Below are 13,269 nucleotides of genomic sequence, written 5' to 3' on the forward strand. Positions count from 1 at the left end.
CCGTATGGAGATACCCGGCGGCGCGGTGGCGGTCGGTTGAGACGGGGCACCTCTGCCCAAGGGGTGCCCTTTGCGTTGGCGGGGGAGGTCACATGGCCGATTGGTCCGACGGTTACGTCACCGAGATCACGTACACGCACGGTTACTACCACGAGCTCAACCCCCTGCGGGCGCGCTGGGCGCTGCTGCTCAAGGGGTGGGCGCCGCCCGATGTGCGTGAGGCGTGCGAACTGGGTTTTGGGCAGGGGCTCAGCGTCAATATTCACGCGGCGGCCTCCACCGTGGCGTGGTGGGGGACGGATTTCAACCCCGCCCAGGTGGCTCACGCCCAACGCTTGGCACAGGCTGGGGGCGGGCGCGCTCGTTTGTTTGACGACGCGTTTGCCGAGTTTGGCCAGCGCGACGGTGTGCCGATGTTCGATTTCATCGGTTTGCACGGTATCTGGAGCTGGGTGTCGCGGCGCAACCGCGAGTTGATCGTGGACTTTGTGCGCCGGCACCTGCGGGTGGGCGGTGTGGTGTACGCCAGCTACAACACCCTGCCGGGTTGGGCAGCGTTCGCGCCCGTGCGACACCTGATGGCGCGTCACGCCGAAACCATGACGGCGTCTGGGGCGGGCATGGCCGAGCGGATTGGCGCCGCCCTGGCGTTTGTCGAGCGGGTGATGGGGACGCAGCCGCAGTACGCCAAGGCGGCTCCCACCGTGGCGGGGCGCGTGCAACGGCTGCGGCAGCAAAGCCGCGCTTATCTGGCCCACGAATATTTCAACCAAGACTGGGAGCCGATGTACTTTGCCGACATCGCCCAGCAGATGAGCGAGGCCAAGCTGACCTGGGCCGCCTCGGCGCACCTGACCGATCATGTGGAGCCGCTCAACCTGACGGATGCCCAGCGCGCGCTGCTGCGCGACATTCCCGACCCGGTGCACCGCGAAACGGTGCGCGATGTGCTGGTCAACCAGCAGTTCCGGCGCGATTACTGGGTCAAAGGGGCGGTGCCGCTCGGGCCGGACGAACGGCGCGCCTTGCTGCGGCAGCAGCGGGTTGTGCTGGTGGTGCCGCGGGCGCAGGTGCGGTTCAAGGTTACTGGTACCCTGGGCGAGGCAGACATGGCCCCCAACATCTACGGGCCGGTCGTCGATGCGCTGGCGGATCATGCCGTGCGCGCCGTGGAGGCGCTGGAGGCTGCCGTGGCCCCGGCCGGGGTGCATTTCGATCAACTGGTGCAGGCCGTGACCCTGCTCATCGCCACGGGCCAGGTGCATTTGGTGGCAGACCATGACCCAGCGGTCGTGCGTCCCGGGGTGGCTGGCCTCAACCAAGCCTTGGTCCGTCGTGCTTTTGACGGCGCCGATGGCGGTGGTTGGCTGGCCAGCGCGGTCACCGGTGGGGCCGTGTCGATGGGACGGTTCGAGCAGATGTTCTGGGCGCTTGCCCGGCAGGGTGAGTCCGATCCGCAGAGGTGGGCCCGGGTGGTGTGCGAAGTCCTGTTCAGCCGCAACGAGCGGCTGGTCAAAGATGGCAAACCCCTGCAGAGCCGGGAGGAGCACCTGCGCGAGCTGACCGAGCGAGCGCAACGCTACGCGACCACACAGGAGCCGATTGCGGCGGCGCTGGCCTTGGGGTGATGGGGCCATGGCGAAAACGGGGGCGCGCATCTTCATCTCGGTGGCCAACTACCGCGACACCGAGACGGCCCCCACGATCCGCGATGCGCTGGCGCAGGCTGCGCAGCCGCAGCGGGTGGTGTTTGGGGTGTTGTCGCAGGTGGTGCCGGCGGTGGACGATGACTGCCTGGCGCCCGAGGGGCCAGCGGTGCGGCAACTGTGCGTGCACGCGGCCAGCAGCCTGGGGGCATGCTGGGCGCGGCACCGCATCCTGACCGAGCTGCGCGGCGACGAGCCTTTCGTGCTGCAGATCGACAGCCACACGCGCTTTGCGCCAGGCTGGGATGAGCGTTTTTTGCGCATGTGGGCGGAGCTTGGTAACCCGCGCGCCGTGCTGTCGTGCCACCCGATGCCCTACACGCCGCCGCGGCAGCTGGCCGACCCCGCCATTCCCGTCACGCGGCCCAAAGCCTTCAACGAGCAAGGCATCCTGGTCCTGCATTCGCACGCCATCCCCTACGCGCAGCGTCCCCCTGCGCCGGTGTGGCAGGCGTTTGTAGGGGCGGGGTGCATCTTCGCGCCCGCGGCGGCCTTTGACGAGGTGCCGTACGACCCACATCTGTACTTCCACGGCGAGGAGTCCACGCTGTCGGCGCGGTTGTATACGCACGGCTGGGACGTGTTCGCGCCCAACGATGTGCTGCTGTACCACGACTACACGCACGACCGCGGGCGCCCCAAGCACTGGCAGGACAACCGCGACTGGACGCGGCTCAACGCCCTGTCTTTCGCGCGGGTGCGCCACCTGCTGGCGGGCGAGGCGCCCACCGACCCGACCGCGCTGACGCAGATCGACCGCTACGGGCTGGGCACGGCCCGGCCGCTGGCCGACTTCGAGGTGTTGGCGGGGGTGGACTTCAAGTCGCGCACGATGCGGCCGCGTCCTTGTGCGGCATGACGTAAACGCGAACGAACGTTCGTATTTTCCCTAACCCCCACCCGCGGCGGGGGAGGGCTGCGTCATAATGGGGCGATTGTCAGCTTGACGTCAGAGGAGACCCCATGAGCAGTGCCAGCAGCGAAACCCGCCCCGTGACCGCTGCCGACAAACCCTGGCTGCAGCAGTACCCCGAAGGGGTGCCGGCCACCATCGACGCCAGCCAGTACCCGTCGCTGGTGGCGTTGATGGAGGAAAGCTTTGCCAAGTACGCGGCGCGGTCGGCGTACAGCTTTTTGGGCAAGGCCTGGACCTACGCGCAGGTGGACGAGCTGTCGCGTGCGCTGGCGGCGTACCTGCAGGGGCTGGGGCTGGCGCGCGGCGAGCGCGTGGCGGTGATGATGCCCAACTGCATCCAGTACCCGGTGGCGGTCGCGGCCATCCTGCGCGCGGGCTACGTGCTGGTCAACGTCAACCCGCTGTACACGGCGCGTGAGCTGGAACATCAGCTCAAGGACAGCGGGGCCAAGGCCATCGTCATCATCGAAAACTTCGCCCACACGCTGCAGCAGTGCCTGGCGCACACGCCGGTGCAGCACGTGGTGCTGGCGTCGATGGGCGACCTGCTGGGGATCAAGGGCCTCATCGTCAACGCGGTGGTGCGGCACGTCAAAAAGCTGGTGCCGCCGTTCGAGCTGCCACAGGCGGTGCGCTTCAACGCGGCGCTGGCGCGCGGGCGCAAGGGCACGTACCGCCGCCCGGAGGTGGGCCCCAACGACGTGGCGGTGCTGCAGTACACCGGCGGCACCACCGGCGTCAGCAAAGGCGCGGTGCTGCTGCACCGCAACCTGATCGCCAACGTGTTGCAGTCCGAGGCGTGGGAGGCGCCGGCGCGCAAGACCATCCCGGCGGACGAGCAGCCCACCGCCGTGTGCGCGCTGCCGCTGTACCACATCTTTGCCTTCACGGTGAACATGATGCTGGGGCTGCGCACCGGCGGCAAAACGATCCTGATCCCCAATCCGCGCGACATCCCCGCGGTGCTCAAGGAGCTGCGCCAGCACACGTTCCACAGCTTTCCGGCGGTCAACACGCTGTTCAACGCGCTGCTGAACCACCCGGAGTTCGACACCGTCAACTGGCGCAACCTGCGCGTGTCGCTGGGCGGTGGCATGGCGGTGCAGGCGGCGGTGGCCAAGCGTTGGCTGGAGCGCACCGGCTGCCCGATCTGCGAGGGCTACGGCCTGAGCGAGACCAGCCCCTCGGTGTGCTGCAACCCGGTCACGGTCAAGGCGTTTTCCGGCACCATCGGGGTGCCGATCCCCAGCACCGAGATGAAGTGCATCGACGACGAGGGTAACGAGGTGCCGGTGGGCACGCCGGGCGAGATCGCCATCCGCGGGCCGCAGGTCATGGCCGGCTACTGGCAGCGCCCGGATGAGACGGCGCGCGTGATGACGGCCGACGGCTACTTTCGCACCGGCGACATCGGGGTGATGGACGAGCGCGGCTACTTCAGAATCGTCGACCGCAAAAAGGACATGATCCTGGTGTCGGGCTTCAACGTTTACCCCAACGAGGTGGAGGACGTGGTGGCGCAGATGGAAGGGGTGCTGGAGTGCGCGGCGGTGGGCATTGCGGACGAGCATTCGGGCGAGGCGGTCAAGCTGGTTGTCGTGCGCAAGGACCCCGGCCTGACCGAGGAGCACATCCGCGAGTACTGCGCGGCCAACCTGACCGGCTACAAGCGGCCCAAGGTGATCGAGTTCCGCACCGAGCTACCCAAGACGCCCGTGGGCAAGATTTTGCGGCGAGAATTGCGGGACAAACCCGCCTCCTGACCCTTGATCGAGCCCCTTTGCAGCCATGGCCCGCATTGCCGTCATCAGCGCCGTCCACGAAGAGCTGGCCGAAATCCTGGCCCTGATGCCCGATGAGCGCGTGCAGCGCGTCGCCGGGCGGGAGTTTTGGCTTGGGCACCTGCAGGGGCACGAGGTGGTGGCGGTGCTCAGCGGCATCGGCAAGGTGGCCGGCGCCACGACGTCGGCGATCCTGCACGAGCGTTTCGCGCCGCAGTACGTGCTGTTCACCGGTGTGGCCGGCGGCTTGGCGCCGGGGGTGGAGGTGGGCGACGTGGTGGTGGGCACCCACTGCCTGCAGCACGACTTGAGCGCCGCGCCGCTGTTTCCGCGCTGGGAGGTGCCCGGCACGGGCGTGAGCCGCTTTGCCGCCGACGCGGTGCTGGTGCAGGTGCTCACCGAAGCCGCGCGCGATGCCGTCACCTGGCTGCCCAAGCTCGTGAGCGCCGAGACGCTGCGCGCGCTGGGGCTGCACCGCCCCACGGTGCACCAGGGGCTCATCATCAGCGGCGACCGCTTCATCACCAGCGCGGCCGAGTCGCAGGCGCTGCGCGAGGCGCTGCCCGACGCGCTGGCCGTGGACATGGAAAGCGCCGCCGTGGCGCAGGTGTGCGCCGACTACGGCACGCCGTTTGCGGCGGTGCGCACGGCATCCGACCGTGCCGACGACGAGGCGCACGTGGACTTCCAGGCCTTCATGCGCGACGTGGCGCGCCACTACAGTGCGCGCATCGTGCGCAAGGCGCTCAACCTGCTGTGAGGGCGTCGCCGCTTCAGGCCACGGCGGGTCGCCGCGCACGGATACGTGGCGCGATGGTGGCGTAACGCTCGCGCATCGCCACGCGGGTGTCGTACTCCGCTTGCAGGTTGACCCAAAACCGGGGCTCCATGCCAAAGTACAAGCCCAACCGCAGGGCCGTGTCGGCCGTGATGGGGCGACGGCCGTGCACGATGTCGCTGATGCGACTGGGCGGCACGTCGATGTCGGCCGCCAACTGGCGGGCGGTGATGCCCAGCGGTTTCATGAATTCTTCCAGCAGGATTTCCCCCGGGTGGATTTCGTCGAGCAACTCGGCCATGATCGGCTCCTAGTGGTAGTCCACGATCTCGACTTGGTGCGCGCCGTCGGATTTCCAAACGAAACAAACGCGCCATTGGTCGTTGATGCGGATGCTGTGTTGTCCTTGGCGATCGCCCTGCAGGGCTTCGAGCCGGTTGCCAGGGGGAATGCGCAGGCTGGCCAGCTCGGTGGCCGCGTGCAGTTGCAGCAGCTTGCGTCGCGCCACCCGCTCGATGTTGCTGAACCGTGCCACGGGTCGGCTGTGGAACAGCGCCTCGGTGTCGCAGCACGCAAACGAATGGATCATGCCCAATAGTGTTCCGCCAAAAGGATTCTGTCAAGCGGAACAGGTTGTGCACCCCAAGGCTTCAGCGCAGCCAGCCGCGGCGGCGGAAGTACCACATGGGCAGCAGGGCGCTGGCCACCATCAGCGCCAGCGCGAACGGGTAGCCCAGGCGCCACTCCAGCTCGGGCATGTACTGAAAGTTCATGCCGTAGATGCTGGCGATCAGCGTGGGCGGCAGCAGCGCCACGCTGGCCACCGAGAAGATCTTGATGATCTTGTTCTGGTTGATGTTGATGAAGCCGATGGTGGCGTCCATCAGAAAGTTGATCTTGTCGAACACGAACGACGTGTGACCCTCGAGCGAGTCGATGTCGCGCAGGATCTGGCGCGCGTCTTCGAACTGCTCGGCGCTGAGCAGCCGCATGCGCATCAAAAAGCTGATGGCGCGGCGCGTGTCCATCATGTCGCGCCGAATGCGGCCGGAGAGGTCCTCGTGGCGGGCGATGGCCGACAGCACCTGCTGCGCGCTGTCGTCGGTCAGTTGGCCCGACAGCACCTGCGCGCTGATCGATTCCAGCTCGTCGTGCACGCCCTCCAGGATGTCGGCGCAGTACTCGACGTCGGTGTCGTACAGCGCCAGCAGCACGTCCTTGGCGTCGTCGATGAGGCCGGGCATGCGCCGCGCGCGCAGCCGCAGCAGGCGAAACACCGGCAGGTCCTCGTCGTGGATGGAAAACAGCACGCCGTGGCTGCGCAGTTCGGCGTTGCGTTCGTTGAGGATGAAGGCCACGCGCACATGGCGCGGGCCATCGTCGTCGTCGATGAGGAAGTCCGAGCGCACGTGCAGCTCGCCGTTGTCTTCCTCAAAGAAGCGCGCCGACTCCTCGATGTCGTCGTCCATCGCGTCTTCGGGGATCGACAGGCCGAAGTGCTGGCGCACCCAGCGGCGTTCCTCGGGCGTGGGCGACTCCATGTCGACCCAGATCGGTTGAAAGCGGGCCAGATCTTCCAGGGATTCGATTTCTTCCTGGAACAGGCGGCCGTTGACGAGCGTGAAGACGTTGAGCATGGCGGCGCGGGACGGGTCGGTGTTGGGGAGGGCAAGCGCTTGCGGCGGCGCGCACCCCACCCGCACACGCAAGGCCGCGCCACGGGGGCGCCGTCAGCCGTCGCGCCGCAGGCCGGGCGCCGGCACCGCAAGCACGCGACTAGGGCTGCTTTCCACGGTGGGCTCCAAGGCTACGGTGAAGCCTGCATTATGGCACTGCGGCGGCCGGTTCGGGGCGGTCGGCCAGCAGCGCGCGCAGCGCCGCGGCGTGCGCCTGGGCGTCGGCTTCGCCCAGGCGCATCAGGGCGTGCACGAAGGGCGGCTCGAACAGCAGGTAGCTGGCCAGCGCGGCGGCGCTGCCCGCGCTGCCGCGGCGCGTTTCCAGCGCCCCCAGGCCGGCCAGCGTGTCGCGGGTGGCGCGCGGCAGCGCGTGCGCGTGTTGCAGCGCCAGCTCGTCCAGCGACGCGCTGGGTTGGATGGCCAGCACCTCCACCGGGCGGTAGGGCAACGCCTGTGCCACGGCGGGGGGCAGCGCGCGCAACGCCCGGCTGACGCGCTGGGCCTGCTCCACGTCGGCCTGCAGCGTGTCGTGGAACACGCTGGCCAGGGCGTGGCCGGCGATGGTGCCGGCGCTGGGCTCGCCGCCGGTGGCGCTGCTGCGGCCCAGCGCGGCCCGCTGCGGCTGGCCGACGCCGATGACCAGGATGCGGTCGGCGCCGGCGTGGATGGCGGCCGACAGCGGCGAGAGCTGGCGCATCGAGCCGTCGCCGAAATACTCCTTGTGGCCATCGACCCACAGCGGCACGGCGGGGAACAGAAACGGGATGGCGGCCGAGGCCATCAGGTGCTCGATGCCGATGACGGCCGGCTCGGCGCGCCGCCCGGGGCGGCGCCAGGGCGGCAGCGCGCCGTCGCGGGCCTGAAAAAACGTCCAATGCTCGCCCGTGGTGTAGCTGGAGGCCGTCACGCCCAGCGCGAACAGCACGCCGTTGTCGATGGCCGCGGCCAGCCGCGGCAGGTCGATGGCGCGGTGCAGCGTGTCCACCAGCGGCAGGCTGTCCAGCAGCGCGCGGTGGCGGCGGACCTGGCGCATCAGCGTCAGCCCGGCGCTGAGCAGGTTTGGGCGGCCCAGGCGCAGCGCGTGCAGGCGGTACACCTGCTCGGAGCGCAGCCGGCTCCAAAACGACGCCAGCCGGTCCAGCGCGTGCAGCCCCTCGTCGGCGCAACTGGCCACGAAGGTGGCGTTGAGCGCGCCGGCCGAGGTGCCCACCAGCACGTCAAACGGCAGCCGCTGGCCGGCAGGCAGCCAGCGTGCCAGCGCGCGCAGCACCCCCACTTGGTAGGCGGTGCGCGCGCCGCCACCCATCAGCACCAGCGCCCGCCGCCCGGGTGGGGGTGGGCCTGCAGCGGGCAGGGCGGTGGCGAGCAAGGTTTCCAGGGCCATGGTGGGCGCAGGCGGGGCAAGGCTCGATGCAGTATCGACGCGCGCGGGGCGCGGCGGCCATCGGGACTATCCCGGGGCCGGGTTGGGCGCGGCGGGGCGCTTGTCACGGCGGCGTCAAACGGGCATAGTAAAGGCGTGGGGCGGGCGCACGGGCTGCCGCCCCACAAGGCGAACCCGGTCGGTCGGCGGCCGGGTCCATTGAGGCAACGATAGGAGGCCCCGTCATGAACCTGACCATCAGCGGACACCACCTCGAAGTCACGCCTGCGCTGCGCAGCTACGTCACGTCCAAGCTGGAGCGCATCTCCCGCCACTTCGATCAGGTGGTGGACATCCGTGTCCTGCTGTCCGTGGACAAGATCAAGGACAAGGATCACCGCCAGAAGGCCGAATGCAACATTCACGTCAAGGGTAAGGAGATCTACGCCGAAAGCACGCACGCCGACCTGTACGCGGCGGTGGACGAGCTGGCCGACAAGCTCGACCGCCAGGTGCTGCGCTACAAAGACAAGGTGCAAGAGCACCACCACCTGCCGATGAAACGGGAGGTGGCCTGAGGCCTGGAATCGCGGCGTGTTGCTGCGCCGCAACAAACCGCCTGCCGCCGCAGGCGGTTTGTCGTTGCAAGTGTGGGCAAAATGCAACGCGGCGGCGTATCATCCGCGGTCTGCGCCCAAGGTGAAGTTTCCATGAACCGTTTGTCCGCCATCCTGCCCCCGGAGCATGTGCTCGTGGCCGTCGATGCCACCAGCAAAAAGCGCGCGTTCGAGGAAGCCGGTTTGCTGTTCGAGTCGCTGCACGGTCTCAACCGCGCGCTCATCACCGACAGCCTGTTTGCGCGCGAGCGTCTGGGCTCGACCGGCTTGGGGCATGGGGTGGCCATCCCGCATGGCCGCATCAAGGGGCTCAAGCAGCCGATGGCGGCGGTGTTTCGGCTGGCGCAGCCCATCGGCTTCGATGCGCCGGACGAGCAGCCCGTCAGCCTGTTGATTTTTCTGCTGGTGCCCGAGGCGGCCACGCAAAAGCATTTGGAAATTCTGTCTGAAATCGCCGAGTTGCTCAGCGACGCGTCGCTGCGCGAGCAGCTCAAGGCCGCCGACAACCCGGCCACGCTGCACGGGTTGATCGCCAGCTGGCAGTCGGCGCACGCGCCGGCTTGATGCACCGGCCGTCCCCCGCGGGACGGCCAGGCGTCGTACCGTTGCTTACCCCTTGGGCTGCCCATGAAACCCCGCGCCATCAGTGCCGATGTGCTGTTTGAGCACCACCGCGAAACGCTCAAGTGGCAGTGGGTGGCGGGTCAAAGCGCCAGCGAGCGGCGCTTTGACGACAAGGCGGTGGCCGAGGCCCGCTCCGGCGCCGACTTGGTGGGCTACCTCAACTACATCCACCCGTACCGCGCGCAGGTGCTGGGCGCGCGCGAGGTGGCGTACCTGCTCAACGCCACCGAGGAAGACTGCCGCCGCCGCGTGGCGCGCATCGTGACGCTGGAGCCGCCGCTGCTGGTGGTGGCCGACGACCAGCCGCCGCCGACGGAGCTGGTGGCGATGTGCGAGCGCGCCCACATACCGCTGTTTGCCACCGCGGCGTCGGCGGCGTTCGTGATCGACGTGCTGCGCGCGCACCTGTCACGCTACTTTGCCGAGCGCACCACGATGCACGGGGTGTTCATGGACATCCTGGGCCTGGGGGTGCTGATCACGGGTGAGTCGGGCCTGGGCAAAAGCGAGCTGGGGCTGGAGCTGATCTCGCGCGGGCACGGTTTGGTGGCCGACGATGCGGTGGACCTGTACCGCGTCAACCAGACCACCATCGAGGGGCGCTGCCCGGAGCTGCTGCAAAACCTGCTGGAGGTGCGCGGCATCGGCCTGCTGGACATCAAGGCCATCTTTGGCGAAACGGCGGTGCGGCGCAAGATGCGGCTGCGCCTGATCGTGCACCTGGTGCGGCTGGCCACGCTGGAGCGTGATTACGAACGCTTGCCGGGCGAGCCGCTGCACCAGGATGTGCTGGGTGTGGCGATCCGCAAAACCGTCATCCCAGTGGTGGCCGGACGCAACATGGCGGTGCTGGTGGAGGCCGCCGTGCGCAACACCGTGCTGCAGTTGCGCGGCATCGACACCTACCAGGAGTTTGTGCAGCGCCAGCGCGCCGCGATGCTGCGCGACGACGGCTGAGCCGAGGCGGCGCTGGCCGATCGCGCTCAGCCGCCGCCGCGGCGCCCCGCCGGGCGGGTGCGGTGCGGGCAATCGGTGCGGGTGCAGTGCGCGTACAGGGACAGCGCGTGCTCCTGCAACGTAAAGCCGCGCTCCTGGGCGATGGCCTGCTGGCGCCGCTCGATGTCGGGGTCGTAGAACTCTTCCACCCGACCGCAATCCAGGCACACCAGGTGGTCGTGGTGCTGGCCCTCGTTGAGCTCGTAGACGGCCTTGCCCGACTCAAAATTGCTGCGCACCAGGATGCCCGCCTGCTCGAACTGCGTCAGCACCCGGTACACGGTGGCCAGCCCGATGTCGGACTGCTCCTCCAGCAGGGCTTTGAAGACGTCCTCGGCGGTCATGTGGCGCTGGCGGCCCGACTGGAAAATCTCCAGGATCTTGAGCCGCGGCAGCGTGGCCTTGAGCCCGGTGCTCTTGAGTTCTTCGAGGCTGGTCATCGCGTGTGGGCAGGGTCGCAAAAAGGGGCGGCGCCACGCCGCATGGGCACGCCACTACAATGGGCCCGATGATATAACCTGGTGCGCTGTTTGTGCGCGCCGTGCGGGTTTTGCCATGCCACCGATCGCTTCCTTTCACCGTCATCGTGTTGCAGCCGCTGCGCTGGGCCTGGCCGCCCTGGGGCTGGCAGGGTGCTCGTCGATGGACGGCCTCAGCCAGCGCCTGTCCACGCTGGGCGGGGTCATCACGCCGTACCGCATCGACATCCTGCAAGGCAACGTGGTGGTGCGCGAGCAGGTCGAGGCGTTGCAGCCCGGCATGTCCCGCCAGCAGGTGCAGGCCATCCTGGGCACGCCGCTGGTGGCCAGCATCTTCCACGCCGACCGCTGGGACTACGTATTCACCTACCAACGCCAAGGCCAGCCGGTGCAGCGCCGCGTGGTGACGGTGTGGTTCGACGGCGACCGCATGGCGCGTGCGCAGGCCGACGGCGAGCTGCCCACCGAGCGCGAATTCGTGGCCGCGCTGCAGGTGCGCCGGCCCACGGGCGAGGCGCCGCCGCTGCAAGCCAGCGACGACCAGCTCAAGGCCGCGCAGCCGGCCGGATCCACGGCGCGCGCGGCCGACGCCCCGGCCGCCCCGGCCACGCCGCCCGCGGGGGCGAGCTACCCGCCGCTGGAAGCGCGCTGACAGCCCTGCTTGACGACCTGCTGCCCATCCATGACGATGACCACCCCGTACCCGATTGCCATCGCCGGCGCCAGCGGCCGCATGGGCCGCATGCTGATCGAAGCGGTGCTGGCCGCCGACGACTGCACGCTCAGCGCCGCCCTGGACCGGCCCGACAGCCCCGCCCTGGGGCAAGATGCCGCCGCCTTTGCGGGGCGCGCCAGCGGCGTGACCATCGGCGCCGACGTCGAGGCCGCGCTGCGCGCGAGCCGCTTTCTGATCGACTTCACCCGACCCGAGGGGACGCTGGCGCACCTGCAGGCGTGCGTGCGCCATGGCGTCGCGATGGTGATCGGCACCACCGGCTTTGACGACGCCCAAAAGGCGGCGATCGAGGCTGCGGCGCAGCACATCCCGATCGTGCTGGCGCCCAACATGAGCGTGGGCGTCAACGTCACGCTCAAGTTGCTGGAGCTGGCGGCGCAGGCGCTGCGCGACGGCTACGACATCGAAATCGTCGAGGCCCACCACCGCCACAAGGTCGACGCGCCCAGCGGCACCGCGCTGAAAATGGGCGAGGTCATCGCGGCGGCGCAGGGGCGCCGGCTGCAGGACTGCGCGGTGTACGAGCGCGTGGGCCACACGGGCGAGCGGCCGGCTGGCGCCATCGGCTTTGCCACCGTGCGCGGCGGCGACGTGGTGGGCGACCACACGGTGATGTTCCTGGGCAGCGGCGAGCGCATCGAAATCACGCACAAGTCCAGCAGCCGTGCCACCTACGCGCAAGGCAGCCTGCGCGCGGTGCGCTTTTTGGCCACGCGCCGCGCCGGCCTGTACGACATGTTCGACGTGTTGGGGTTGCGCTGACCGGCGGCCACGATCGGCTGTTGGGCGCGCCGCCGTTTTTGTGACCGTGAGGAGGCAAGCACGATGACGATCCAGACCCGCACCATCGAGTACACGCACGACGGCGTCACCTTCGAGGGCCTGCTGGCGTGGGACGACGCCGCGACCGCGCGGCGGCCCGCGGTGGCCGTGGCGCACGCTTGGGCCGGGCGCAGCGCGTTCGAAGATGGCAAAGCGCGCGCGCTGGCCCAAGCCGGCTACGTCGGCTTCGCGATGGACGTTTACGGCAAGGGCAAACGCGGCACCAGCAAGGAAGAAAACGCGGCGCTGATGACGCCGCTGGTGCAAAACCGCCCGCTGCTGCAAGCCCGGCTGGGGGCGGCGTTGGCCACCCTGGCGCAGCAGCCCGAGGTCGACGCGCAGCGCCTGGCGGCCATCGGTTTTTGCTTTGGCGGCTTGAGCGTGCTGGACATGGCCCGCTGCGGCCTGCCGCTGCGTGGGGTGGTGAGCTTTCATGGCCTGTTCACGCCGCCGGGCAACACCGCCGGGCGGCGCATCGACGCCAAGGTGCTGGCGCTGCACGGCTGGGACGACCCCATGGCCAAGCCCGAGTCGGTGCTGGCGTTTGCGCAGGAAATGACCGCCGCCGGCGCCGACTGGCAGCTGCACGCCTACGGCGGCACGATGCACGCCTTCACCAACCCCGAAGCCAACGACCCGGGTTTTGGCACCGTGTACAGCGCCCGCGCCGACGCCCGCTCGTGGCAGGCGATGCACAACTTCCTGGCCGAGGTGCTGGCGTGAGACCGGCCTGCATGGATTGACGTTTTGCCCGGTTGGGTTTGTCATAACAGCA

At 68.9% G+C, this 13,269-nt stretch carries 15 protein-coding genes; 10 read left to right on the plus strand and 5 right to left on the minus strand.

Features of this window, described 5'->3' with window-relative positions:
- Positions 1 to 92: 92 nt before the first annotated feature.
- The 4 genes from EDC36_RS04955 (at position 93) to EDC36_RS04970 (ending at position 5,163) form a co-directional block, all read left to right on the plus strand.
- Positions 93 to 1,628, plus strand: coding sequence for a methyltransferase regulatory domain-containing protein (locus tag EDC36_RS04955; protein ID WP_132962146.1), 1,536 nt, complete (start codon positions 93 to 95; stop codon positions 1,626 to 1,628).
- Between the two features lie 7 nt (positions 1,629 to 1,635).
- The gene (locus EDC36_RS04960; RefSeq protein WP_132962147.1) at positions 1,636 to 2,565 is read left to right on the plus strand and encodes a GlcNAc-transferase family protein; all 930 of its coding nucleotides are present in this window, start codon (positions 1,636 to 1,638) and stop codon (positions 2,563 to 2,565) included.
- Positions 2,566 to 2,669: 104 nt separating this feature from the next.
- Entirely contained in the window at positions 2,670 to 4,385 is a 1,716-nt protein-coding gene (locus tag EDC36_RS04965) for a long-chain-fatty-acid--CoA ligase (protein ID WP_132962148.1), read from the plus strand.
- A 25-nt stretch (positions 4,386 to 4,410) separates the two neighbouring features.
- On the plus strand, positions 4,411 to 5,163 hold the full coding sequence (locus EDC36_RS04970) for a 5'-methylthioadenosine/adenosylhomocysteine nucleosidase (protein WP_132962149.1): 753 nt from the start codon (positions 4,411 to 4,413) through the stop codon (positions 5,161 to 5,163).
- Positions 5,164 to 5,176: 13 nt separating this feature from the next.
- On the opposite strand, the gene EDC36_RS04975 is transcribed toward EDC36_RS04970, so the two are convergent.
- From EDC36_RS04975 to EDC36_RS04990, 4 genes are all read right to left on the minus strand, one after another.
- Entirely contained in the window at positions 5,177 to 5,482 is a 306-nt protein-coding gene (locus EDC36_RS04975; RefSeq protein WP_132962150.1) for a HigA family addiction module antitoxin, read from the minus strand.
- A 9-nt stretch (positions 5,483 to 5,491) separates the two neighbouring features.
- Positions 5,492 to 5,770: a type II toxin-antitoxin system RelE/ParE family toxin gene (locus tag EDC36_RS04980; RefSeq protein WP_132962151.1), complete on the minus strand. Its 279-nt coding sequence runs from the start codon at positions 5,768 to 5,770 to the stop codon at positions 5,492 to 5,494.
- A 61-nt stretch (positions 5,771 to 5,831) separates the two neighbouring features.
- The gene (gene corA / locus EDC36_RS04985) at positions 5,832 to 6,818 is read right to left on the minus strand and encodes a magnesium/cobalt transporter CorA (RefSeq protein WP_132962152.1); all 987 of its coding nucleotides are present in this window, start codon (positions 6,816 to 6,818) and stop codon (positions 5,832 to 5,834) included.
- A gap of 187 nt (positions 6,819 to 7,005) precedes the next feature.
- A complete protein-coding gene (locus EDC36_RS04990) occupies positions 7,006 to 8,241 on the minus strand; it encodes a patatin-like phospholipase family protein (RefSeq protein ID WP_132962153.1) in 1,236 nt (411 codons plus the stop codon).
- A gap of 224 nt (positions 8,242 to 8,465) precedes the next feature.
- Between EDC36_RS04990 and hpf the strand changes: the two genes are divergently transcribed.
- The 3 genes from hpf (at position 8,466) to hprK (ending at position 10,418) form a co-directional block, all read left to right on the plus strand.
- The gene (gene hpf, locus EDC36_RS04995) at positions 8,466 to 8,798 is read left to right on the plus strand and encodes a ribosome hibernation-promoting factor, HPF/YfiA family (RefSeq protein WP_132962154.1); all 333 of its coding nucleotides are present in this window, start codon (positions 8,466 to 8,468) and stop codon (positions 8,796 to 8,798) included.
- A gap of 132 nt (positions 8,799 to 8,930) precedes the next feature.
- Positions 8,931 to 9,401, plus strand: coding sequence for a PTS sugar transporter subunit IIA (locus EDC36_RS05000; RefSeq protein WP_132962155.1), 471 nt, complete (start codon positions 8,931 to 8,933; stop codon positions 9,399 to 9,401).
- Positions 9,402 to 9,464: 63 nt separating this feature from the next.
- On the plus strand, positions 9,465 to 10,418 hold the full coding sequence (gene hprK / locus EDC36_RS05005) for an HPr(Ser) kinase/phosphatase (protein WP_132962156.1): 954 nt from the start codon (positions 9,465 to 9,467) through the stop codon (positions 10,416 to 10,418).
- A gap of 26 nt (positions 10,419 to 10,444) precedes the next feature.
- Here the strand turns inward: hprK and fur are convergent, their stop codons facing one another.
- Positions 10,445 to 10,897 (minus strand): ferric iron uptake transcriptional regulator, encoded by a 453-nt coding sequence (gene fur, locus EDC36_RS05010; RefSeq protein ID WP_132962157.1) that lies wholly within the window; start codon positions 10,895 to 10,897, stop codon positions 10,445 to 10,447.
- A 115-nt stretch (positions 10,898 to 11,012) separates the two neighbouring features.
- Here fur and EDC36_RS05015 point away from each other — a divergent pair, with 115 nt between their 5' ends.
- From EDC36_RS05015 to EDC36_RS05025, 3 genes are all read left to right on the plus strand, one after another.
- Positions 11,013 to 11,588: an outer membrane protein assembly factor BamE gene (locus EDC36_RS05015; protein ID WP_132962158.1), complete on the plus strand. Its 576-nt coding sequence runs from the start codon at positions 11,013 to 11,015 to the stop codon at positions 11,586 to 11,588.
- A 36-nt stretch (positions 11,589 to 11,624) separates the two neighbouring features.
- Positions 11,625 to 12,434 (plus strand): 4-hydroxy-tetrahydrodipicolinate reductase, encoded by an 810-nt coding sequence (gene dapB / locus EDC36_RS05020; protein WP_390616961.1) that lies wholly within the window; start codon positions 11,625 to 11,627, stop codon positions 12,432 to 12,434.
- A 63-nt stretch (positions 12,435 to 12,497) separates the two neighbouring features.
- Positions 12,498 to 13,217, plus strand: coding sequence for a dienelactone hydrolase family protein (locus tag EDC36_RS05025; RefSeq protein WP_132962160.1), 720 nt, complete (start codon positions 12,498 to 12,500; stop codon positions 13,215 to 13,217).
- Positions 13,218 to 13,269: the final 52 nt, after the last annotated feature.

Origin of the sequence: Tepidimonas ignava, assembly GCF_004342625.1 — a bacterium.
In the GTDB taxonomy this organism is placed as follows: Bacteria; Pseudomonadota; Gammaproteobacteria; order Burkholderiales; family Burkholderiaceae_C; genus Tepidimonas; species Tepidimonas ignava.

Bases quoted from the DNA above. Each gene is read 5' to 3' on its own strand.
- EDC36_RS04955 (WP_132962146.1), top strand. From the start codon at position 93: ATGGCCGATTGGTCCGACGGTTACGTCACCGAGATCACGTACACGCAC.
- EDC36_RS04960 (WP_132962147.1), top strand. From the start codon at position 1,636: ATGGCGAAAACGGGGGCGCGCATCTTCATCTCGGTGGCCAACTACCGC.
- EDC36_RS04965 (WP_132962148.1), top strand. From the start codon at position 2,670: ATGAGCAGTGCCAGCAGCGAAACCCGCCCCGTGACCGCTGCCGACAAA.
- EDC36_RS04970 (WP_132962149.1), top strand. From the start codon at position 4,411: ATGGCCCGCATTGCCGTCATCAGCGCCGTCCACGAAGAGCTGGCCGAA.
- EDC36_RS04975 (WP_132962150.1), bottom strand. From the start codon at position 5,482: ATGGCCGAGTTGCTCGACGAAATCCACCCGGGGGAAATCCTGCTGGAA.
- EDC36_RS04980 (WP_132962151.1), bottom strand. From the start codon at position 5,770: ATGATCCATTCGTTTGCGTGCTGCGACACCGAGGCGCTGTTCCACAGC.
- corA (WP_132962152.1), bottom strand. From the start codon at position 6,818: ATGCTCAACGTCTTCACGCTCGTCAACGGCCGCCTGTTCCAGGAAGAA.
- EDC36_RS04990 (WP_132962153.1), bottom strand. From the start codon at position 8,241: ATGGCCCTGGAAACCTTGCTCGCCACCGCCCTGCCCGCTGCAGGCCCA.
- hpf (WP_132962154.1), top strand. From the start codon at position 8,466: ATGAACCTGACCATCAGCGGACACCACCTCGAAGTCACGCCTGCGCTG.
- EDC36_RS05000 (WP_132962155.1), top strand. From the start codon at position 8,931: ATGAACCGTTTGTCCGCCATCCTGCCCCCGGAGCATGTGCTCGTGGCC.
- hprK (WP_132962156.1), top strand. From the start codon at position 9,465: ATGAAACCCCGCGCCATCAGTGCCGATGTGCTGTTTGAGCACCACCGC.
- fur (WP_132962157.1), bottom strand. From the start codon at position 10,897: ATGACCAGCCTCGAAGAACTCAAGAGCACCGGGCTCAAGGCCACGCTG.
- EDC36_RS05015 (WP_132962158.1), top strand. From the start codon at position 11,013: ATGCCACCGATCGCTTCCTTTCACCGTCATCGTGTTGCAGCCGCTGCG.
- dapB (WP_390616961.1), top strand. From the start codon at position 11,625: ATGACCACCCCGTACCCGATTGCCATCGCCGGCGCCAGCGGCCGCATG.
- EDC36_RS05025 (WP_132962160.1), top strand. From the start codon at position 12,498: ATGACGATCCAGACCCGCACCATCGAGTACACGCACGACGGCGTCACC.